The organism is Pseudohaliea sp. (genome assembly GCF_040217025.1).
Classification (GTDB): domain Bacteria; phylum Pseudomonadota; class Gammaproteobacteria; order Pseudomonadales; family Halieaceae; genus Pseudohaliea.
Genome location: NZ_JAVJOA010000012.1, coordinates 1 through 21,431 on the forward strand (window position 1 = coordinate 1; position 21,431 = coordinate 21,431).

At 68.1% G+C, this 21,431-nt stretch carries 19 protein-coding genes; 5 read left to right on the forward strand and 14 right to left on the reverse strand.

Translation table 11 applies throughout. The annotated features are described in order from the left end of the window. Positions 1-282: 282 nt before the first annotated feature. The gene (pssA, locus tag RKE50_RS16995; RefSeq protein WP_350038477.1) at positions 283-1,152 is read right to left on the reverse strand and encodes a CDP-diacylglycerol--serine O-phosphatidyltransferase; all 870 of its coding nucleotides are present in this window, start codon (positions 1,150-1,152) and stop codon (positions 283-285) included. A 35-nt stretch (positions 1,153-1,187) separates the two neighbouring features. Continuing rightward, complete coding sequence (gene ilvY, locus RKE50_RS17000) at positions 1,188-2,099, reverse strand: HTH-type transcriptional activator IlvY (protein WP_350038479.1); 912 nt, start codon at positions 2,097-2,099, stop codon at positions 1,188-1,190. A 95-nt stretch (positions 2,100-2,194) separates the two neighbouring features. On the opposite strand from ilvY, the gene ilvC reads away from it, so the two are divergent. After that, on the forward strand, positions 2,195-3,667 hold the full coding sequence (gene ilvC / locus RKE50_RS17005; protein ID WP_350038481.1) for a ketol-acid reductoisomerase: 1,473 nt from the start codon (positions 2,195-2,197) through the stop codon (positions 3,665-3,667). A gap of 317 nt (positions 3,668-3,984) precedes the next feature. Here ilvC and ilvN read toward each other — a convergent pair whose 3' ends face one another. After that, entirely contained in the window at positions 3,985-4,476 is a 492-nt protein-coding gene (gene ilvN / locus RKE50_RS17010; RefSeq protein ID WP_350038483.1) for an acetolactate synthase small subunit, read from the reverse strand. 1 nt (position 4,477) lies between these two features. Next, complete coding sequence (locus tag RKE50_RS17015; RefSeq protein ID WP_350039072.1) at positions 4,478-6,226, reverse strand: acetolactate synthase 3 large subunit; 1,749 nt, start codon at positions 6,224-6,226, stop codon at positions 4,478-4,480. 505 nt (positions 6,227-6,731) lie between these two features. Between RKE50_RS17015 and RKE50_RS17020 the strand changes: the two genes are divergently transcribed. Next, the gene (locus RKE50_RS17020; RefSeq protein ID WP_350038485.1) at positions 6,732-7,208 is read left to right on the forward strand and encodes a DUF4124 domain-containing protein; all 477 of its coding nucleotides are present in this window, start codon (positions 6,732-6,734) and stop codon (positions 7,206-7,208) included. A gap of 6 nt (positions 7,209-7,214) precedes the next feature. On the opposite strand, the gene clpB is transcribed toward RKE50_RS17020, so the two are convergent. The 3 genes from clpB to rluD form a co-directional block, all read right to left on the reverse strand. Continuing rightward, a complete protein-coding gene (clpB, locus tag RKE50_RS17025) occupies positions 7,215-9,809 on the reverse strand; it encodes an ATP-dependent chaperone ClpB (protein ID WP_350038487.1) in 2,595 nt (864 codons plus the stop codon). Positions 9,810-9,914: 105 nt separating this feature from the next. Then, a complete protein-coding gene (gene pgeF, locus RKE50_RS17030) occupies positions 9,915-10,655 on the reverse strand; it encodes a peptidoglycan editing factor PgeF (protein WP_350038489.1) in 741 nt (246 codons plus the stop codon). 3 nt (positions 10,656-10,658) lie between these two features. Then, positions 10,659-11,633: a 23S rRNA pseudouridine(1911/1915/1917) synthase RluD gene (rluD, locus tag RKE50_RS17035; protein WP_350038491.1), complete on the reverse strand. Its 975-nt coding sequence runs from the start codon at positions 11,631-11,633 to the stop codon at positions 10,659-10,661. A 123-nt stretch (positions 11,634-11,756) separates the two neighbouring features. On the opposite strand from rluD, the gene RKE50_RS17040 reads away from it, so the two are divergent. Continuing rightward, positions 11,757-12,668 (forward strand): outer membrane protein assembly factor BamD, encoded by a 912-nt coding sequence (locus RKE50_RS17040; protein WP_350038493.1) that lies wholly within the window; start codon positions 11,757-11,759, stop codon positions 12,666-12,668. 9 nt (positions 12,669-12,677) lie between these two features. Here the strand turns inward: RKE50_RS17040 and RKE50_RS17045 are convergent, their stop codons facing one another. After that, positions 12,678-14,309 carry an NAD+ synthase gene (locus tag RKE50_RS17045; protein ID WP_350038495.1) on the reverse strand — a complete coding sequence of 544 codons (1,632 nt, stop codon included), beginning with the start codon at positions 14,307-14,309 and terminating at the stop codon, positions 12,678-12,680. A gap of 152 nt (positions 14,310-14,461) precedes the next feature. Between RKE50_RS17045 and RKE50_RS17050 the strand changes: the two genes are divergently transcribed. Together RKE50_RS17050 and RKE50_RS17055 are read left to right on the forward strand one after the other, a co-directional pair. Continuing rightward, the gene (locus tag RKE50_RS17050; protein WP_350038497.1) at positions 14,462-16,090 is read left to right on the forward strand and encodes a sensor histidine kinase; all 1,629 of its coding nucleotides are present in this window, start codon (positions 14,462-14,464) and stop codon (positions 16,088-16,090) included. Between the two features lie 39 nt (positions 16,091-16,129). Next, positions 16,130-17,494 carry a sigma-54-dependent transcriptional regulator gene (locus RKE50_RS17055; RefSeq protein ID WP_350038499.1) on the forward strand — a complete coding sequence of 455 codons (1,365 nt, stop codon included), beginning with the start codon at positions 16,130-16,132 and terminating at the stop codon, positions 17,492-17,494. A gap of 8 nt (positions 17,495-17,502) precedes the next feature. On the opposite strand, the gene RKE50_RS17060 is transcribed toward RKE50_RS17055, so the two are convergent. The 6 genes from RKE50_RS17060 to RKE50_RS17085 all read right to left on the reverse strand — a co-directional run bounded on the left by RKE50_RS17060 (position 17,503) and on the right by RKE50_RS17085 (position 21,431). After that, positions 17,503-18,606: a pilus assembly protein gene (locus tag RKE50_RS17060; protein WP_350038501.1), complete on the reverse strand. Its 1,104-nt coding sequence runs from the start codon at positions 18,604-18,606 to the stop codon at positions 17,503-17,505. A 14-nt stretch (positions 18,607-18,620) separates the two neighbouring features. Continuing rightward, the gene (locus RKE50_RS17065; protein ID WP_350038503.1) at positions 18,621-19,118 is read right to left on the reverse strand and encodes a hypothetical protein; all 498 of its coding nucleotides are present in this window, start codon (positions 19,116-19,118) and stop codon (positions 18,621-18,623) included. Continuing rightward, positions 19,115-20,074 carry a PilW family protein gene (locus RKE50_RS17070; protein ID WP_350038505.1) on the reverse strand — a complete coding sequence of 320 codons (960 nt, stop codon included), beginning with the start codon at positions 20,072-20,074 and terminating at the stop codon, positions 19,115-19,117. Before RKE50_RS17070 ends, RKE50_RS17065 begins: the two co-directional genes overlap by 4 nt. Further along, a complete protein-coding gene (locus RKE50_RS17075) occupies positions 20,071-20,508 on the reverse strand; it encodes a prepilin-type N-terminal cleavage/methylation domain-containing protein (protein ID WP_350038507.1) in 438 nt (145 codons plus the stop codon). The genes RKE50_RS17070 and RKE50_RS17075 overlap by 4 nt, the downstream gene beginning before the upstream one ends. Next, entirely contained in the window at positions 20,505-21,029 is a 525-nt protein-coding gene (locus tag RKE50_RS17080) for a GspH/FimT family pseudopilin (protein ID WP_350038509.1), read from the reverse strand. Before RKE50_RS17080 ends, RKE50_RS17075 begins: the two co-directional genes overlap by 4 nt. Before the next feature lie 96 nt (positions 21,030-21,125). Further along, entirely contained in the window at positions 21,126-21,431 is a 306-nt protein-coding gene (locus tag RKE50_RS17085; RefSeq protein WP_350038511.1) for a hypothetical protein, read from the reverse strand.

A 21,431-nucleotide genomic window follows, 5' to 3' on the forward strand; every position in this document is an offset into this window, starting at 1 on the left:
GACACATCAGAATCAATGATTCATAAATGAATCGATGAGTCACTTGTGTCTGATAACTTTACTCCCCCGGGCAAGCCCGATGAGAGTGAGCCACCAATCCAACAAGTGCCCACACATCTGTCTTCATCTGTCTGTTAAGCAACGCGTTCAGCGCCGGGCTGAACGTCTCGTCGTGGGCAGTGCCCCTGACCGAGGACGCGCATTATACGCAGGGCTGAATGCCCCGCAAGGGCTTTGACGAAAATTTTTCAGAAAAATGTCAGCGCGGTTACGAAGGGCCCTTCAGGCTCCCCTGCTGGAGCGGCGCCGGCGCACGAGCATGACCGGCCCGGACGCCGCATAGGCCAGGAAAACCAGCAGGAAAACCCGCGGCGGGTCCACCGTCACCAGGCTGAAGCCGAGCACGACGAGGAGGATGACGACAAACGGCACGCGCCCGTGGAGATCGACCATCTTGAAGCTGTAGTAGGGAAAGTTCGCCACCATGAGGATGCCGGTGACGGCGGTGAGCAGGGCGACCAGGACGGCCACCTCCACCGGCAGGGCATCGCCGACCCAGCCCAGGTCGTGACAGACCCACACCGTGCTGGCCATGATGCAGGCCGCCGCCGGGCTCGCGAGGCCCGTGAAGAAGTTCTTGTCGGCACTGTCGACCTGTGTGTTGAAGCGCGCAAGGCGCAGCGCCGCGCAGGCCACGTAGATGAACGCGGCGCTCCAGCCCAGCTTGCCGAGGTCGCCGAGGGCCCAGCTGAACACCACCAGGGCCGGCGCAACCCCGAAGGAGACCATGTCCGCAAGGCTGTCGTACTCGCCGCCGAACTTGCTGGCCGTGTTGGTCAGGCGGGCAATACGGCCGTCGAGGCCGTCGAAGACGAGCGCGAAGAAAATGGCGATCGGCGCGCTCTCGAAGTCTCCCCGCAGGGCGGCAACCACGGCATAGAAGCCGCAGAACAGCGCACCCGTGGTGAACAGGTTGGGCAGGAGGTAGACGCCGCGGCGCTTGACCGTGCGGCCGTTTTCGGAAACCTCCTCCTCGTGGTCGTCCACGAGCAGGTCGAGGCCGGCGGTCACCCGGCTGGCCTGGGCCGTCGCCTCGTCCTCCGGCAACTGCGTGGGCTCGGCGCCCTCCCGCTCCGGGTTGTAGTCGTTCATCGCTGGTCCTCCAGCGAGGTGGGGCGCCGATGATATCAAATCGGGCCCGGGTAAGTGCGCGCGGCAACCTCGCGCAGGGCCTGGATCGGCGGATTGTCGAGGCGCGAGGCGAGCGCTACCAGGCCGATGAGCAGTTCCGGCAGCGGTTCCTTGAGCGGCAGGGCCTCTACGCCGCCCGCCAGCCCGCCGCTCTGCATGACGATCTCCGGCGCAAAGCCCACCCCCAGGCCCAGGGCGACCATGGCGACGATGGCCTCATGGCCCGCCACCTGCGCATAGAGGCGTGGGCGGCGGATTCCCTGGGCGGCGAACCAGCGCTCGATGAGCACCTTGGTCACTCCGCGCTCCGGCACGATGAAGGGCACGCGGTCCCAGTCGATGGCCCCGCTGCGCGCCGCCGCGACGGCCAGCTGGCGGCGCACGGCGCAATCCGCCGTGGGGATGCAAAGGCACAGCGGGCTGCGCGCGAGGGCGAGAAAATCGAGGCGTGACGGCAGGTGCTCCGGGCGCAGCGTTACCGCGACATCGTCCCTGCCCTCCCCGACCCGGGCAAGGCCGTCCGCCTGGTCCCCGGTGTGCAGCATGAGATCGATGCCGGGGTAGGCATCGCGGAAGCGTTCCAGGACCGGTGAGAGAATGCTCCAGGACGCGGTCACCGAGCAGAAAAGACTCACCTCACCGGTCAGCTCACTCTCGCTGGAAAGCTCCCGGCGCAGCGCCTGCCAGTCCGCCAGCGAGCGCTGTGCATGGTCGCGCAGCGCGCGCCCGGCGGCCGTGAGGCGCATGCTGCGCTGGTCCCGCTCCAGCAGCGGCCGGCCCAGGTCCTCCTCCAGGCGCTGGATCGTCCGGCTCACGGCCGACACGGACAGGTGCAGCGCCTCGGCGCTCCGGGTGAAATTGAGTGTCGAGCAGACCGACAGGAAAACGCGCTGGCTCCGGGTATCCATGTGTTGCGTTATACGCAATACAGCTTCGCAAAGATAGCGTTTTACGCAATTTTGCCACCGGCGTATCCTGCCGGCGTCATTACAGGAGGAACCCCATGGCACAGAACTACTTCAACAGCCTGCCGCTGCGCGAGCAGCTGCAGCAACTGGGCAAGTGCCGCTTCATGGCACGCGAGGAATTCGCCGACGGCGTCGAGCCGCTGCGCGGCAAGAAGCTGGTCATCGTCGGCTGCGGCGCCCAGGGCCTGAACCAGGGCCTCAACCTGCGCGACAGCGGACTCGACGTCTCCTACGCCCTGCGCCGGGGCGCGATCGAGGAGCAGCGCCAGTCCTGGAAGAACGCCACCGGCAACGGCTTCGCGGTGGGCACCTACGAGGAGCTGATCCCGCAGGCGGACCTCGTGCTGAACCTCACCCCCGACAAGCAGCACAGCGCTGTCGTGTCCGAGGTCATGCCGCTCATGAAAGAAGGCGCCTGCCTGTCCTACTCCCACGGCTTCAACATCGTCGAGGAGGGCATGCAGATCCGCGACGACCTCACCGTGATTATGGTCGCACCGAAGTGCCCGGGCACCGAGGTGCGGGAGGAGTACAAGCGCGGCTTCGGCGTGCCGACGCTCATCGCCGTGCACAAGGAGAACGACCCGAAGGGCGAGGGCCTGACCCTGGCCAAGGCCTACGCGGCCGGCACCGGCGGCCACCGTGCCGGCGTGCTCGAGTCGTCCTTCATCGCCGAGGTGAAGTCCGACCTCATGGGCGAGCAGACCATCCTCTGCGGCATGCTCCAGACCGGCTCCATCCTCTGCTTCGACCGCATGGTCGAGAAAGGTGTGGACCCGGGCTACGCGGCCAAGCTGGTGCAGTACGGCTGGGAGACCATCACCGAGGGGCTGAAGCACGGCGGCATCACCAACATGATGGACCGCCTGGCCAACCCGGCGAAGCTCCGCGCCTTCCACCTCGCCGAGGAACTGAAGGACATCATGCGTCCGCTCTACGAGAAGCACCAGGACGACATCATGAGCGGCGTTTTCTCCTCCACCATGATGGAGGACTGGGCCAACGATGATTCCAACCTCCTGGCCTGGCGCGCGGCCACCCAGGACACCGCGTTCGAGAAGACGGACAACACGGCAACGGAAATCACCGAGCAGGAGTACTACGACAACGGCATCCTCATGGTCGCCATGGTCAAGGCCGGCGTGGAGCTCGCCTTCGAGGTCATGACCTCGGCGGGCATCATCGACGAGTCTGCCTACTACGAGTCCCTGCACGAGACGCCGCTGATCGCCAACCTGATCGCGCGCAAGAAGCTCTACGAGATGAACGTGGTGATCTCCGACACCGCCGAGTACGGCTGCTACCTCTTCGACCACGCCTGCCGCCCGCTGCTGGCGGACTTCATGGCGAGCGTTGAGACCGACGTGATCGGCACGGGCATGGGCGGCGACAGCGGCGTCGACAACCGCGAGCTCATCGCGGTCAATGAAGCCATCCGCTCGCACCCGGTAGAGATCGTCGGCAAGACGCTACGCGGTTACATGACCGCAATGAAGAGCATCCGCTGAAGCGGGTAGTGCACGATTAAGGCTGAGGCAGCACCGGGTAAGGGGGTGTCGCCCTGCCAACCCCGCCCGGGACGGCTGGTACCGCTTCCCGGGCGGGCCGTTGGGTCAAACCCCGGGGCGGCCGCTGCGGAACTCGACCGGAAATCGCTTCGCGATTTCTCGGGACTCGGACAGTCCTCGCGGAAAGCCCCGCCCCGGGGTTTGACCCAAAGCACGGCCTGAATGACCCGGGAAGCGGTACCAGCCGTCCCGGGCTCCCTGCCAAAACCACCGCACCGACTCCCGTAGCCAGGGCCGAATAAGCTCTAACTTTCGCTTCAGGGCCTAAGCACCTTCTCCCCCCGGGCAACCCCCGCCACCCCGGACCGCACGACCTCCAGTATCTGCAGGTCCGCCACGGCAGCGACAAAGGCGTCGAGCTTCTCCGTGGTGCCCACGAGCTGGATCGTGTAGCTCGACGGGGCCACGTCCACGATCTGGCCGCGGAAGATATCCGTCGTGCGCTTGAGCTCGTCGCGGTCCGTGCCCGCGGCGCGCACCTTGATCAGCATGAGATCACGCTCGATGTGAGCCCCCTCGGTGAGGTCGACGATCTTGACCACGTCCACCAGGCGGTTCAGGTGCTTGGTGATCTGCTCCATGTGATGATCGTCACCGATGGTGGTCAGCGTCAGCCGGGACAGCGTGGCGTCGTCCGTCGGCGCCACGTTCAGCGTCTCGATGTTGTAGCCGCGCTGCGAGAACAGGCCGACCACGCGCGAGAGGGCGCCGGGTTCGTTTTCCATCAGGATGGCAATGATACGGCGCATGTCAGCTCCTCTCGTTCTTGCTCAGCCACATGTCCTTCATGGAGCCGTTCGGCGCCACGTGCATGGGGTAGACGTGTTCCATGGGGTCCACGTAGACATCGAGGAACACCAGGCGGTCGCGCAGCGCAAAGGCCTCGTCCATGGCGGCATCGAGGTCGTTCTTGTCGCGGACCGTGATGCCGACGTGGCCGTAGGACTCCACCAGCTTCATGAAGTCCGGCAGGGAGTCCTCGTAGGTACTCATGGCGTAGCGCCCCTCGTACTGCATGTCCTGCCACTGCTTGACCATGCCGAGGTAATTGTTGCGCAGGTTCACGATCTTGATCGGCGTGTTGTACTGGCGGCAGGTGGACAGCTCCTGGATGTTCATCTGGATGCTGCCCTCGCCGGTCACGCAGGCCACCTCCGCCTCAGGGAAGGCGAGCTTCACGCCCATGGCGGCCGGCAGGCCGAAGCCCATGGTGCCGAGGCCCCCGGAGTTGATCCAGCGCCGGGGCTTGTCGAAGGGGTAGTATTGCGCCGCAAACATCTGGTGCTGGCCGACGTCAGAGGTGACGTAGGCCTCGCCGTTGGTCGCCCGGTAGAGGCTGCGGATCACGTCCTGCGGCATGATGTGCTCGCTCTCGCCGTAACGGCGGCCGGTGAGCAGGCCGTGCTTGCCGCGCCACTCCTCGATCTGGGCCCACCAGCGCTCGAGGGCGCCGGGTTCCGGCAGCGTTTCGTCGGCCTTGCCCTGGGTACTCTTCACCTGCTCGAGGAGATCCGCGAGCACCGCCTTTACGGGCCCGACAATGGGGATGTGGGCGCTGACGGTCTTGGAGATGGAGGCCGGGTCGATGTCGATGTGGATGATCCGCGCGCCCGGGCAGAACTTGCTGACGGTGTTGGTCACCCGGTCGTCGAAACGCGCGCCGACGGCGAGGATCACATCCGAATTGTGCATGGCCATGTTGGCCTCGTAGAAGCCATGCATGCCCAGCATGCCGAGAAACTGCCGGTCCGTGCCCGGGTAGGCGCCGAGGCCCATGAGCGTGTTGGTGACCGGGTAATTGAGGTGCCGCGCGAGGGCGATCAGTTCCTCGCTGCCCTCGCCGAGGATGACCCCGCCGCCGCTGTAGATCATCGGCCGCTTCGCCGACAGCAGCAGTTTCGCCGCCTTGCGGATCTGCCCGGAGTGGCCCTTCTGCGAGGGCTGGTAGGAGCGCATGCGGACGCTCTCCGGGTAGCGGTACTCGAACTTCTCGTCCGGACGGGTGACGTCCTTGGGAATATCGATGACCACCGGGCCGGGGCGGCCGGTGGTCGCCAGGGTGAAGGCCTTCTTGATGGTCTCCGGCAATTCCCGGGCGTGCTTGATCATGAAACTGTGCTTCACGATCGGCCGGGAGATACCGACCATGTCGGTCTCCTGGAAGGCATCCTCGCCGATCAGGTGGCTGGCCACCTGCCCGGAGAACACCACCATGGGGATGGAATCCATATAGGCCGTGGCGATGCCGGTGATGGCATTGGTCGCCCCCGGGCCGGAGGTCACCAGGACCACGCCGGGCTTGCCGGTGGCGCGGGCATAGCCATCGGCGGCATGGGTGGCGGCCTGTTCGTGGCGCACCAAGACGTGGGGGGTCTTGTTGGTCTTGAACAGCGCGTCGTAGATGTGCAGTACGGCGCCGCCAGGGTACCCGAAGATAAATTCGACGCCCTCGTCCTCGAGGGCCTGGGCGATCATCTCGCCGCCCGATAACAGCTCCACGGCCTTCTGATCCATGGTTTTCACTCCTGCTCAGCCTCGGGCCGGCGCGTACCCCTCGCCAACCAGTGCATGCCTGAAGTGTGTGGCTGAACAGGCGCCGGCAGAACACCGGCAGCTGAGTGCCACTCCCGCCGGGCGCAACGACCGCGCCTACTCGCCAGAGGGGGGAATGACAATCACGAGAACCCGTGCGTGTCGCCCTGCGGGGTAGCGCAGTGTCGGACCCACGGCGCCTGCCCATGCGGCAGCACCGTCTAACGGGACATGCGAGCAGCTGAACCAACTGTACCGTTGGCGCAGTGGGCCAGAGGCCGGGGGTACCCGGCGCTAGCCGTTGCCACTTGCACGACAGGCGGGAGTGTCCATCGCGTCGCACGCCCTGTCAATGGCCAATAATGCCGCCTGCGGCTGAAACTGCCCGGACAGGTAAATTGCAGGGCGATAGCGAAGTGAGCTATTTTCCTTCCAGTGGCTTTCTTTCCAGGGTCGGTGGCGGGAGCAGACAGTGATCAGGCAATCTTGTAGCGCAACCCTCATTGCAGTGCTGGCAGTGCTGCTGGCGATGCCGGCGACGGCCGCGTCCAGCACCTACTACCGCTGGAAAGACGACCAGGGCAACCTGGTCATGAGCGATCGTCCGCCGGCGGACAGCAGTATCGAGTTCGAGACCGTCGGGCCGGACGGCTCGCTTCGCCGGCCGCCTGCGGCCGACGAGGGCAGTGCCGTCAGCACCCCGGGAGCCGGCAGCGGCACGGCCGCGGCGCGCGAGGAGGGCGGAGCCCAGGCCGCCACACCGAGCAGTTCCCCGCCGCCGGACCCCGAGCTGTGTGCTCAGGCGCGAGCCAACCTCAGGACGCTGGAGAGCGCCGCCCGCATCCGCATGCAGGGCGAGGACGGCGAGATGCGCTTCCTCGATGACGAAGAGCGCGAAGCGCAGCGCCAGGAAGCCCTGCGGGCCATCGAGGCGCACTGCGAACCCTGAGCAGACTCAGGCCGCGTCAGCGGCGGCGGTCGAGAAAGACACCCCGCTCTCTTCCGAGTATTCGCCCCTGATCGTGTCGCCGGGCGCAAAATCCCCGGCGAGAATCCGCTGCGACAGCGGATTCTCCAGCTCCTGCTGGATCGCCCGCTTGAGCGGCCGTGCCCCGTAGACCGGGTCGAAGCCCGCGGCGACGAGCTTGTCGAGGAAGGCATCGGACAGCTCGAGAGAAAGCTCCCGCTCCGCGAGCCGTTCTCGCAGGTGCGCCAGCTGGATCCCGGCAATGCCGCGGATCTGCGACTGCTCCAGCGGATGGAAGACCACGGTCTCGTCAATGCGGTTGATGAACTCCGGCCGGAAGTGGTGACCGACGACCTCCATGACCGACGCTTTCATGCGGCCGTAGTTCTCCTCCCCGGCCATCTCCTGGATCAGGTCCGAGCCAAGGTTGGACGTCATCACGATCACCGTGTTGCGGAAGTCCACGGTGCGGCCCTGGCCATCCGTCAGGCGCCCGTCCTCGAGCACCTGCAACAGGATGTTGAACACGTCGGGGTGGGCCTTCTCCACCTCGTCGAGGAGCAGCAGCGAATAGGGCCGGCGGCGCACCGCCTCGGTGAGGTAACCCCCCTCCTCATAGCCCACGTAGCCCGGGGGCGCCCCGATCATGCGCGCCACGGAGTGCTTCTCCATGAACTCGGACATGTCGATGCGCACCATGGCCTGCTCGCTGTCGAAAAGAAACTCCGCCAGCGCCTTGCACAGCTCGGTCTTGCCCACACCCGTAGGACCGAGGAACAGGAAAGACCCGTTCGGGCGGTTCGGGTCGGCGAGCCCGGCGCGGGAGCGGCGCACGGCGTTCGACACAGCCGTGACGGCCTCATCCTGCCCCACGACCCGCTCGTGCAGGGCCGCCTCCATGCGCAGGAGCCTCTCCCGGTCACCCTCGAGCATTTTCGCCACGGGGATGCCGGTCCAGCGGGAGACCACCTCGGCCACTTCCTCGTCCGTGACCTTGTTGCGCAGGAGCGTGCGTTCGGCGGTCTCGGCCTCCTGGGCCGCCGCCAGCTGTTTCTCGAGCTCGGGCAGCCTGCCGTACTGCAGTTCGGACATGCGGGCGAGGTCGCCGGCGCGGCCGGCAGCCTCCAGCTCGATCTTTGCCTGCTCGATCTCACCCTTGATCTGGGCGGCGCCCTGCAGGGAGGCCTTCTCGGCCTTCCAGACCTCCTCGAGGTCCGCATATTCCTTCTCGACCTTGTCGATCTGCTCGTTCAGCAGCTCGAGCTGCTTCACGGCGCCCGGGTCGTCGTCCTTCTTGACCGCCTCGCGCTCGATCTTGAGCTGGATCAGCCGTCGCTCGAGGCGGTCCATGGCCTCCGGCTTGGAGTCGATCTCCATGCGGATGCGGCTGGCGGCCTCGTCCACCAGGTCGATGGCCTTGTCCGGCAGCTGGCGGTCGGTGATGTAGCGCTGCGACAGCTTGGCCGCGGCGATGATGGCGCCGTCCGTGATGTCGACCCCGTGGTGCACTTCGTAGCGCTCCTTGAGGCCGCGGAGGATGGCAATGGTGTCCTCCTCGCTGGGCTCATCCACCAGCACTTTCTGAAAGCGCCGCTCCAGCGCCGCGTCTTTCTCCACGTACTGGCGGTACTCGTTCAGCGTGGTGGCGCCCACGCAGTGCAGCTCGCCGCGGGCCAGCGCGGGCTTCAGCATGTTGCCGGCGTCCATGGAGCCCTCGGCCTTGCCGGCACCGACCATGGTATGAATCTCGTCGATGAACAGGATCACCCGGCCCTCTTCCTTCGACAGCTCGTTGAGCACGGCTTTCAGGCGCTCCTCGAAATCGCCACGGAACTTGGCCCCGGCGAGCAGCGCGCCGAGGTCGAGGGAGAGAATGCGCTTGTCGCGCAGACCCTCGGGCACCTCGCCGTTGACCACGCGCTGGGCCAGGCCTTCGACGATGGCGGTCTTGCCCACGCCCGGCTCGCCGATGAGCACCGGGTTGTTCTTGGTGCGGCGCTGCAGCACCTGGATCGTGCGGCGGATCTCGTCGTCGCGGCCGATGACCGGATCGAGCTTGCCGTCCCGGGCGCGTTCGGTGAGGTCGATAGTGTACTTGTCGAGCGCCTGCCGGGACTCTTCGGCCTCCGGGTTGTCGACGCTCTGGCCGCCGCGCACGGCGGCGATGGCCTGCTCCAGGGCGGCCTTGCTGAGGCCGGCGTCCCGGAGCATCTTTCCGGCGTCGCTGTCGCTCTCCAGCATGGCCCGCAGCACGAGCTCCGTGGAGATGTAGGCATCGCCGCCCTGCTGCGCCAGCTTGTCGGTCAGGTTGAGGATGCGCCCGAGGCCGTTGGAGATGTGGATGTCTCCGCCGCTCCCGGATACCTTCGGCAGCGCCGCGAGGCCGGCCTGTACAGCCTCTTTCAGGCGGGCCACGTCGGCACCTGCCTTTTGCAGCAGCGGCCGCGTGGAGCCCCCCTGCTGGTCGAGCAGGGCGGCGAGCAGGTGCAACGGCTCGATGAAGTTGTTGTCCCGGCCCAGGGCCAGGGACTGGGCATCGGCCAGCGCGTTCTGCAGCTGGTTCGTAAGCTTGTCCATTCGCATAGCGTTGTCTCCCGTGTCGCCCTTGTTGCGGACGACGATCTATTCGTTACGGGAGATATTGGGCCGGAAATGACCTTTTTCAACGCCGCGGGCGGTGCGGGAGGCTCAGGGGTTGATGAGAATCAAGGAAACCATACGACCGGTTTCGCCTTCGCTCCGGAAGGAATAGAACCGGCCCGGGTCACTCGCCGTGCAGCGCGGATCCCGCGCGCACGCGCTGACGCCCGCTGCCTCGAGGTACGCGCCGGCCAGGGCGTGCAGATCGGCATGCAGCCGGTCCTCGCGCCCGGGGCGGAAGGCCGCGTCCAGCGCCGCCGCGTCCCCGTTCCACCGGGCGGCGAAGGCCTCGCGCACCTCGGGGCCGACCTCGAAGGCCCGCGGGCCGATGGCCGGGCCGAGCCAGGCGGTGATCTCACCGGGGTCGACTGCCATGGCGGCGATCGTCGCCTCGAGGACGCCGTCCGCCAGGCCACGCCAGCCGGCGTGCGCCGCCGCGACGACCTCGCCGTCCGCGCTGCAGAACAGCACGGGAAGGCAGTCCGCCGTGAGGATGGCACAGGCAACGCCGGGCCGGCGGCTGACCGCGGCATCCGCGGGTTCACTCGTGTCGTCATCGTCGGCGAGCACCCGGGTGCCGTGCACCTGGCGCAGCCAGCGCACCGACGCGCCGTCGGGGAGCGCCGCGGCCAGGCGCGCACGGTTGCGGTCGACCGCTGCCGGGTCGTCGCCGACGTGCCGGGCCAGGTTGAAACTGCCGTAGGGCGCCGCGCTTTCGCCGCCGTCACGGGTACTGGTGAGGGCTGAAACGCCCGGCGGCAGCGACCAGGCCGGCTGCTCGACAGCCACGGCTCAGGCGCCCTTTCTTGCCTTCGCCGGGTCTTCGCGGCGCAGGACGGCGAGCAGATCGGCGAAATCCGCCGCGAGCGGGCATTCGAAGGCCATGGCTTCGCCCGTTGCCGGGTGCAGGAGCTCGAGGGCCCGGGCGTGCAGGGCCTGGCGGCGGAACCCGCGGAGGGCCTCGATGAGGGTTTCGCTGGCGCCCGCGGGGAGGCGCAGACGGCCCCCGTAGACCGGGTCACCGACCAGGGGATGATGCCGGTGGGCGAGGTGGACCCGGATCTGGTGCGTGCGGCCGGTCTCCAGCTTGACCCGCAGCAGCGTGTAGTGGCGGAAACGCTCCGCGATACGGTAGTGGGTCACCGCGGTCTTGCCGCCATGGTTCACCACCGCCATCTTCTTGCGCTGCCGCGGGTGGCGACCGATGGGTGCATCAACGGTGCCGCCGCCGGTCAGGGCGCCGAAACACAGAGCGAGATACTCCCGCCCTACGCTGCGGGCCTGGAGCTGTTCCACGAGGGAGCGATGCGCCGGCAGGGTCTTGGCGGCCACGAGCAGGCCGGAGGTGTCCTTGTCGAGGCGGTGGACGATGCCGCCGCGGGGCAGCGACGCCATGCCCGGGGCATGGGCGAGGAGCGCATTGACGAGGGTGCCATCACCGTGGCCGGCCGCCGGATGCACCACCAGCCCCGCCGGTTTGTCGATGACGATGATGTGCTCGTCCTCGTGGATGATGTCGAGGGCGATGGCCTGCGGGGCCCAGCTGACCGCCTCGGCCTGTTCCGCGGCGACGGTCAGCACCTCACCCGCGGCGACCCGGTCCCGTGGGCGGCGCTGCTCCCCGTCCACGCGAAGTTCACCGGCCTTGATCCATCCCTGAAGCCGGGCCCGGGAGTAGTCGGGGAACAGGCGTGCGGCGGCCTGGTCGAGGCGTTCCCCCGCCTCGCTCTGCCCCACTGTCGCCGACAGCTCGATGCGTTCCGGCATATCCCTTCCGCTGTTACCTTCCGCTATTCTCTTCCGCGCTTCCCTGCCACCACCGCCGCTGTTTAAGCAGTGCAGCGTCTATGCTTAAATAGCGGCCCGCACGCAGCATGGTACCACGCACCGGTGAGCAGCCCCCGCCACACTTCCGCTACCGCCCGCGCCCTGCGCCGCGCCGCGGCCCTGTGCCTGGCGGTCCTGCTGACCGCCTGCTCCGGCAACGACGACATGCCGGATATCGCCGCTGACAGCGGCGAGCAGCAGATCTACGACCAGGCCCAGCGCTACCTGAACAACCGCAACTACGACCTGGCCGTGCGCAGCCTGCAGGCGCTGGAATCGCGCTACCCGTTCGGCAAGTACGCGGAGCAGGCGCAGCTCGAGATCATCTACGCCCACTATGGTGCCTACGAGTACGAGGCCGCCGTAGAGGCCGCGGATCGCTTCATCCGCCTGCACCCGCAGCACCCGAACGTCGACTACGCCTATTACCTGAAAGGCCTGGCGGCCGTGAACTCGGAGCGGGACTTCCTCTCACGCTTCATCCCCATGGATGAAACCAAGCGCGATGTCTCCCGGGCCAAGGAGGCCTTCGCCGAGTTCGCACAGCTCCTCTCGCGCTATCCGGACAGCCCCTATGCCGCGGACGCCAAGGCGCGCATGGTCTACCTGCGCAATCTCCTGGCGCGGCACGAGATCAACGTGGCCAACTACTACATCCGCCGCGGCGCCTACCTCGCCGCCGCCAACCGGGGCCGCTACGTCGTCGAGAACTTCCAGCGCACGCCGGCGGTGCCGGACGGGCTGGCGGTGATGGCCCAGGGGTACATCTACCTGGGTATGGACGACCTCGCCCGGGAGGCCATCGAGGTGCTGCGCACCAACTATCCGGAGTATCCGGCCCTCGACAAGAACGGCGAATTCAAGACCAGCTATACCCTTGAGGGACAGCAGCGCTCCTGGATCAACAAGCTCTCCTTCGGCCTCTTCGATCCACCGAAGCCGCCGCAGTTCGATTATCGCCCGCAGCAGGGCTAGCGCCCAGCATCAGTCGCCCGGCAGCCAGGCCGAGGTGATCGGGTAGCGCCGGTCGCGGCCGAAGCCCCGGCGCGTGATGCGCACGCCGATGGGCGCCTGGCGGCGCTTGTACTCGTTGCGATCCACCAGCTTCACCACCCGCTCCACCTGCTCCCGGGGCAGGCCCGCGGCGATGATCGCCTCGGCGCTCTCGTCGCGTTCCACGTAGCGCTCCAGGATGTCGTCGAGCACAGGATACGGCGGCAGGCTGTCGTCGTCGCGCTGATCGGGCGCGAGCTCCGCCGAAGGCGGCCGGTCGATCACCCGCTCGGGGATGCACGGGCCGAGCCTGTTGCGGTAGCGGCACAGCGCGTAGACCAGCGTCTTCGGTACATCCTTGAGCACATCGAAGCCGCCGGCCATGTCACCGTAGAGCGTGGAGTAGCCCACGGCGAGCTCGCTCTTGTTGCCGGTGGTGAGCACCAGCGCACCGCTCTTGTTGGACAGGGACATGAGCAGCACCCCGCGGCAGCGCGCCTGCAGGTTCTCTTCGGTCGTGTCCGCTGGCAGGCCCTCGAAGTGCGGAGCGAGCGCCTCCATGAACGCGTTGTAGGCACCCTCGATGGAAATCACCGAGTGGCGCACGCCGAGGAGCCGGCTCTGCTCAGCGGCATCCTCGACGCTCATGCTCGAGGTGTAGCGGAACGGCATCATGACCGCCTCCACCCGCTCCGCCCCCAGGGCTTCGACGGCGACCGCGAGGGTCAGGGCCGAGTCGACACCCCCGGAGAGCCCCAGCACCACGCGGGGGAAGCCGTTCTTCTGCACGTAGTCGCGAACGCCCAGAACCAGCGCTTCCCAGGTCGCCGGCAGGTCGTCCAGCGGCTCCGCCGTGGTGCCATCGAGGGACGCATGTCCCCCGTCGTCGAGGCTGACCCGGACCCAGGTCTCCGCCTCGCGGAAGCCCGGCGCGCTCGCCATCACCTCGCCCGTGGCCGCCACCGCGAAGGAGCCGCCATCGAACACCAGTTCGTCCTGGCCGCCGACCTGGTTGACGTAGACCACCGGGATACCCGCGGTGCGCGCTCGCGCACCCACGACCTCCAGGCGCTCCCGCTGCTTGCCGCGATGAAAGGGCGAGGCGTTCAGGTTGAGGAGCAGGCGCGCCCCGGCGGCGGCACTGTCGAGGATCGGGGCCTCTTCCCAGATGTCCTCGCACACCGACAGCGCGACGGGAACCCCGGCGATTTCCAGGACCCCCGGACTGCTTCCCTGCGCGAAATAGCGTTTCTCGTCGAAGACCTGGTAATTCGGCAGGCAGCGCTTGGCGTATTCAGCCACCAGCTCACCGCCGCGGAGAACGCCCGCCATGTTATAGAGACGGCCATCCACGCGCCGGGGGTAGCCGAGTACCACCATCGCCTCGGCCGGCAGCTCGCGGCGCAAGCGGCCGAGGGCACGCTGAACCCGCCCCTCCAGGCTGGGACGCAGCAGCAGGTCCTCCGGCGGATACCCGGAGAGGGTGAGCTCCGGGAACACGATCACCGGCTCGCGCTTCTCGGCGACGGCCCGGCGGGCCACGGCGAGCACCCGGTCGGCATTGCCCTCGAAATCGCCGACGCGCGTATTGACCTGGGCCATCAGAATGTCGAGTGTTGCCATGGCATTACCGGGGACAAGGGGCTGAAGGCCCGGTATTCTCCGGCAAAGCGCCGCCGCTGGCCAGTGCACGGCGGCGCCGTGAACAGCACCGGGAGCGCTGCTGCTACACTGGCAGCGCAGACGCGACCCGCTATGCAACCCTGGATGCGACCGTGAGCAGCCCCTCGATCCTCGTCAGGCCCAGCCCGAACACTCCGCCCCAGAACCGGGTGCTGTATCGCATTTACCTGGCGTACCGGGCCCTGCTCGCCGTGGTCTTCCTGCTCCTGCTGGTGATCCCGACCACCAGCCAGCTCGTGGGGGCGCTGAACCCGCTGCAGTATCTCGGCACGGCGCTCGTGTTCCTGGCCTCGTGCCTCCTCCTGCTGCTCACGGTGCGGCGCCAGTGGCAGCGCAGCAATACCTTCCTGGTACTGCTTTTCGCCTTCGACATCATGGCGATCATCACCCTCGCCGATGCCAGCGGTGGCATGAGCAGCGGCCTGCCGCTGCTGCTGGCGATCGCGGCGGCCGCGAGCGCGGTGTTGATCAGCAACCGCACGCTCGCCACTCTCGTTGCCGCGCTGGCCGTGCTCGCCGTGCTCTCGGATACGATCCGGCTGATCTCCCTCGGCCACCTGGGTATTGCCGATCTGTTCCCGGCCGGCCTGCTGGGCCTGCTCCTGTTCGCGGTATCGACGCTGGTGCAGATCATCGCCGCGCGCCTGGGCCGCGCCGAGGCGCTCGCCCAGGCGCGCACCTCCGACCTGTACACGCTGCAGCGCCTGAACGAGCAGATCGTGCAGTCCATGCAGGCGGGCATCCTCCTCGTCGACCCCGAGGAGCGGGTGCGGATCATGAACCAGGCCGCCTCCGCCATGCTGATGCCGGACCGGCCCGCCGCCATGGAACAGGGCCGGGACCTGGACGAGTACAGCGCCGAGCTCTGCCGGCGCCTGCGCGATTTCCGCGCTACGGGCATCCAGGCCCGCGGGCCCTTCCGCATCCACCCGGAGGGGCTGGAACTGGTGCCCAGGTTCCGGCGCCTCGACAACGGCGACGCGGACGCCCAGACCCTCGTTTTCCTCGAGGACTACAGCCCGGTGGCCCAGCATGCCCAGTCGCTGAAACTCGGCTCGCTGGGGCGGCTGACGGCGTCCATCGCCCACGAGATCCGCAACCCGCTAGGGGCTATCAGCCACGCCGCCCAGCTCCTCGACGAGTCGCCGCAGGCCGATGCGGGCGACCGCCGGCTTCTCGGTATCATCACCACCAACAGCCAGCGTGTGAACGAGATCGTCGAGAGCGTACTGCAGATCTCCCGGCGGGAACCGCCCAGGCCCGAACTTCTGACGCTGACGGACTGGCTCCCCGGATACCTCGATCGCTACCGGGCGGCCAGCCAACCGGCTCCGCGCGTCGCCCTGGATGCCGCGCCCGGCCTGCGGGTGGAGTTCGACCCGGAGAACCTCGAGCGGGTGCTCAACAACCTCATCGACAATGCGTTGCGCCACGCGGCGGAGAAGACCGGCCGGCGGGAGTGCCGCCTTTATGCTCGCGCCGACGCCACGGGGACGCAGGTCCTGCTGGACGTGCTCGACAGCGGTGACGGGGTGGCCCCGGAAGACGAGGCGCGCCTGTTCGAGCCTTTCTTCAGCCGCAGCAAGGGCGGCAGCGGCATGGGCCTGTACCTGTGCCGGGAGCTCTGCGAGCTGAACAACGCCAACCTGGTTTATCATCCTATGGAGACGGGCGAGACCTGCTTCCGTATCGCCATGGCGCGCCAGGCGATCACAGCCTGAACCGGGCAGGCACGGAGTGCGAAAACACCATGAGCAGCCATGACTGAACAGAACGTCCTCATCGTCGACGACGAACCGGATATCCGGGAACTCCTGGAAATCACGCTGTCGCGCATGGGTCTGCGTACCACCAGCGCGGCCAACCTCGCCGAGGCCCGGCAGCTCCTCGCCGGCGACCCGCCGCAGCTGTGCCTCACGGACATGCGCCTGCCCGACGGCAACGGCATCGACCTGGTCCGCCACATCCAGCAGGCCTTCCCCCGGCTCCCGGTCGCCATGATTACCGCCCATGGCAGCATCGATGCGGCCATCGAGGCCCTGAAGGCCGGCGCGTTCGACTTCATCAGCAAGCCCGTGGATCTCGATGGACTGCGTCGCCTGGTGGAGCAGGCGCTGCAGGCCCCACCGGAGGAAGAAGCCGGTGACGAGGGCGGCATCATCGGTGACACGCCGGCCATCCGCATCCTGCGCCAGCAGGTGGACAAGCTCGCGCGCAGCCAGGCGCCCGTGCACATACATGGCGAATCGGGCACCGGCAAGGAGGTGGTGGCACGGCAGATCCACGCCCGCGGGCCGCGAGCCGGAGGGCCCTTCGTAGCGGTGAACTGCGGGGCCATTCCCGCGGAGCTCATGGAGAGCGAGTTCTTCGGGCACGTGAAGGGAGCCTTCACCGGCGCTACCCGGGACAAGCAGGGCCTGTTCGCGCTGGCCCGGGGCGGGACCCTGTTCCTCGATGAGGTCGCCGACCTGCCCCTACACATGCAGGTCAAGCTGCTCCGCGCTATCCAGGAAAAGTCCATCCGCCCCGTGGGCGGCAGCGAGGAGCAGCCCACGGACGTACGGCTGCTGAGCGCCACGCACAAGCAGCTCGCGAACGAGGTGGGTGCCGGGCGCTTCCGCGAGGATCTCTACTTCCGCATCAACGTCATCGATCTCCACGTGCCGGCCCTGCGCGAGCGCAATGCGGACCTGCCACTGCTCGCCCGCGCGCTCCTGGCGCGCATCGCGGAGAGCAGCGGCCTGGCGGCACCGACGCTGACCGATGACGCGCTGGAAGCCCTGGCCGCCCATGACTTTCCGGGCAACGTGCGCGAACTCGAGAACATCCTGGAGCGGGCCCTCGCTCTGGCCGAGGGTGACAGCATCGACGCGGGCGATCTGCGCCTCAACCAGTCGCCGCCGATCCCCGGTGGCGAGCAGTACAACCGCCGCCGCGACGACCGGGACCGGCTCGAGGCGGTGGGCGGCGACCTCACGGGCTATCTCGAGGACATCGAGCGCGAGGTACTCGCCGCGGCACTGGAGCGCCATCACTGGAACCGCACGGAAGCCGCCGGCGCGCTCGGCATCTCCTTCCGCAGCCTGCGCTATCGCCTGAAGAAGCTCGGGCTGGACCAGCAGTAACGCCGGATTCAGTCGCTGTCCAGGAGCAGGTCGAGCCAGTAAAGACGGCTTACTGCGAGCCCCCTGGCCTCCAGCACGTTCTCCGCCACGCCCCGCGCCGCCAGCGCCTCGTCCATGCCCTGAAGGTGAACGACGCCCCCTTCCGGGCGCGGTCCGTCCAGCACCCGCCGCCCCAGTGCGAAGGCGTCTCCGTCGTCGCCGCCGAACAGGGGCAGCGCGCTCTCCAGATCGACGATCACCAAGAAGCGCTCGGCGCTGGCGTCGTCGCACGCGAGCGACAGCCGCGCGTGAGTCGCGAGAAAGATGCGGCCGCCATCGATCAGGGGGACTACGGCCAGGGCATCACCCGGCGCGGCGTCGGCGAGGTGCCAGCCGGGTCCCGTGTCCGGCGGGCAGCCGGGGGACTCGCAGTCTCGCGCGGCGACGAGGTCAGTCGCGCGCACGGGCTCCAGCGCGACGCCTTGATCCAGGGCGTAGTCCCGCAGCAGCAACAGGTCAATGCGACGCCCCGCCACCGTTTCGACCAGGACCGGCAGAACCAGCCCGTCAAAGGGGCGACCGATGCCGTCGACACCCAGGAAGAGGTCGGGGCCCACCGGGAAAGACACTGTGCCGCCACCACCCGCGAGCCCGGCCAGGTCGGCGAGAAGGGAGAGACGCCACTCTGCCACTGATTCTCGGGGGATATCCAGGCGCCAGACATTACCGGCGGCATCCCCGAGGTAAGCCCGGTAGGCCCTGCCCTGATCGTCTTCGAGCAGGGCTGGCGCGTGCTCGAGCGCCGCCGGTAGCGCAGCAGCCGACCGCTGCGAGTCCCAGAGGACGGCGCCCGAGAGCGCATCGGCGGCGATGAGGCGTCCTCCCGTGGCTGGGTCTACCGGCCGTGCCGGGTAGAGGAAGATTTCATGCGAAGCCCCGTCGATCTGGAGCGTGGTGGCCACAGGCGTCGCCGCCGGGACCACCTCGAACGGCGGGAAGTCGGGTTGCCCGCCAATACCCAGTGATGCGACGGCCTCGGCCGCGGTGCAGGCGGGCGCGGCAGCGCTCTGCCCCCGCGCCTCCGCCGTGAACAGCTGCGGTAGCGCGAGCAGAGCGCAGAAAAACAGAGCCATGTCCTGCGGGCGCCTCATGGTGCCGCCCCCTCGTGCGCACCGGAGGACAGCGCGAGACCCGCTGCGAGAGAGACGGGTGCCGGACCGTCGATGCGCACGCGCGCCTCCAGCTGACGCCGTTCATAGGCGCGCGCACTGGACGCCGCTTGAGCCCGGTCGCGCCGTAGGGCAGGTACCGAGGGCGCCGCCAGCGACACGGAGATCACCCACTCCCCCGGTGCCGTTTCCAGGAAGGCGGCAAGCGCGGGAAAATCCCCGGCACAGTACTGGTCTGCGGCGCAGAGCCGACCCCCCGAGGTCCAGCGCTCCGCCGTACGCCGCAGTAGCAGTTCCAGCGCGACCCCGGCAAAGTTGCGGGCGCGCGCCGCTTCCCCGCTCCAGGCCGCCGCGCGAGTTTCGAGCATGCTGTGCTGCAGCGCGGCCCCGGCCAGCATCGCCGCGACGAGGGCAAAAACCAGTACCGTGGGCAGCGCCACCCCGCCCCGGCGCGCTCCCTGCCTGGGCCCTGTCACGCGCGGCTCCAGCGCAGGTTGTCGAGCGGCACTGTGCGAACGTAGACCCGGTGCAGGTAGGGATCGCCGGCGGGGACGCTGACCCGTTCCCGGCCGAGTACCAGCACGCGCGCCTCTGCAAGCGGTCTAAGAGCGGCCAGCGTACGCAGGTGCAGGTACACCGTCGCATGAGTCACCCGCTGCAGGTCCTGCTCGGTGGGGTCCGCCAGCAGCACGTCAGCCCGTCCATCACCGTTCCGGTCGCAATGGAACTCGACATGAAACCGCTCAACGCCCTCGACCAGGCACTGCGAGCGCATGGCACGGCCCTGCAGGCGCTCGACGCAGAGCACCGGTATGCCGTCGCCCGCGTCGACGGAATAATCGCGCACGTAGAAGATCCCCGTCCGCCACTCGCGAACCTGGCGGCCCGCGCTCGGGATGTCGCCGGGACCCGCGCCGGCACCGGCGTAAGCGAAAGCGCCACGGCCCAGCGGATCAGCCAGCAGGTACCACTGCGTCGCCCGGAAAGCCCGGCCGCCGGGGCCCGTCTCGACCACTGCCGCACGCTTTAGGGCGAGGAGGTCGGAGCCGGGCTGCAGGTGACGCCGGGGAAGACAGCCCGGCGTCGAGCCATCGCTGAGGAAAACGTCCGTCGAGCCCTCGCGATCAGCGAATGCGAGGGCCGGGGCCGGCGCTAGCGCCCAGCCGTCCCCCGCGCCACAGTCCGGTGCGCCCGCCGGCAGTGGAACCGAGCTCACTCCGCCGCGGAAACCGGCCATACGCAGCTCCGAGGCGACGAGTGAAAGGCCGCGCTCCCCACCTCGCTCCAGCTGCGTCACGGCCGCCTGCCAGCGCAGTGACTGGCGGCTGGCGAGGACCAGTTCGACGGCAAGGAGCAGGAGCAGCGCCCCCAGTGTCAGCGCCACCATGAAGGCGATAAGCGTCATGCCGCGCTGTCGACACGATCGGGTCACGGCGCCACCAGGTAGGCCACCACGCGCGGCGCAGCGCCGTCGCAGGCGACCGGGACCGCGGGCGCAAAAGGCCGCCAGGCGATGGCGACCTCTAGCAGCACCCCCCGACGGAGAATGCAGAGCCTGGCATCGACAAGGCCGTCCTGCACCAGGGACGCCCAGCCACCCAGGGCCGCGGCGGCACCGGGCAGAGGGTCGCCACCCGCAACGGGTAGCGAAGCGGGAGCCAGCATGGCCAGGTTTTCTCCCAGCCCGCGTTGCACCAGGTCCTGGAGTGATCGGCTCGCCCGCACCTGCGCCAGCGTGTCGCGGGTGGCCGCCAACGCGCCGAGTTGCGCGCGAAGAGCGCCGGCGATGGCAATGGAGAAGACGAGTAGCGCGACCAGCACCTCCACCAGTGCAAAGCCCTGCCGCGAAGCTGCTGCTCTCATCATGCCGCACACGGCACCGGCTCCCGGTCAGTGCGGACCCGACCGGTCATGCTGACGACGATTCGCGCTGTCCGCCGGGACCCGGCTGCACAGAGATCGACCGTGGCCGGCGTTACAACCGATCCATCGGGGCGGAACGTCAGCGCCGAGTCGAACACCTCACCACGGCGGTCACGGACGCGCAGCGCCCGGGACCGGGGAATACGCTCCAAGCGGAGCAATTCATCCTCCCCGGGCCGATAGAGCCGGTCGCCATCGGCGTCCGCAAACAGCACCCAGCCGGCACCCGGACCGGGACCGCAGTCCGGCTCGGGCTGCTCGACATCAACGGGGCAGAGTACCGTCCGTCGATTGCCGTGAATGGCGGCGCTACGCGCGGCAGAGAGGAGAGAGAGCAGCCGGTGCTGCTCGACGCTCGTCGCGAGGTTACCCCGGAGGGTGCTCAGCCCTGGCAACCCCAAGATGAGGAAGGCGGCGACGAGGCCCGTCACCACGAGCAGTTCGGGAAGCGTGAAGCCGCGCATGGAAACCCTCCGTCATCCGTGACGAAGGGTCAGGTTAGCTGCCCTGGGCGCTACCGGAAAGGAAACGATCGGGTTTGGCAGAAGACCGCCGGCGACCTAGAGAACCAGGCCCTCCAGCAGGTCGTTCGCCGCGGCACTCCTGAACCCCGCCTCCGCCTGCGGCACGCATTCGACAACGGCCGCCGCTGGCAAGGGTGGGCTGCCCGCCACGAAGGCGGCGCTTTCCGAAGCGACCACACGCGCCCGCTCGATATCGTCAGCCTGGACGAAGACGAGACCATCCTGCTCGCCGCTCGTCAGCACGTGGCAGACGAAGAGGCCTTGCGGCAGCGGGGGTTGCGCGAGCGCCGGTCCGGCGGCAATCAGCAGCGAGACGGTAAGAAAACCAGCAGTTTTTTTCAT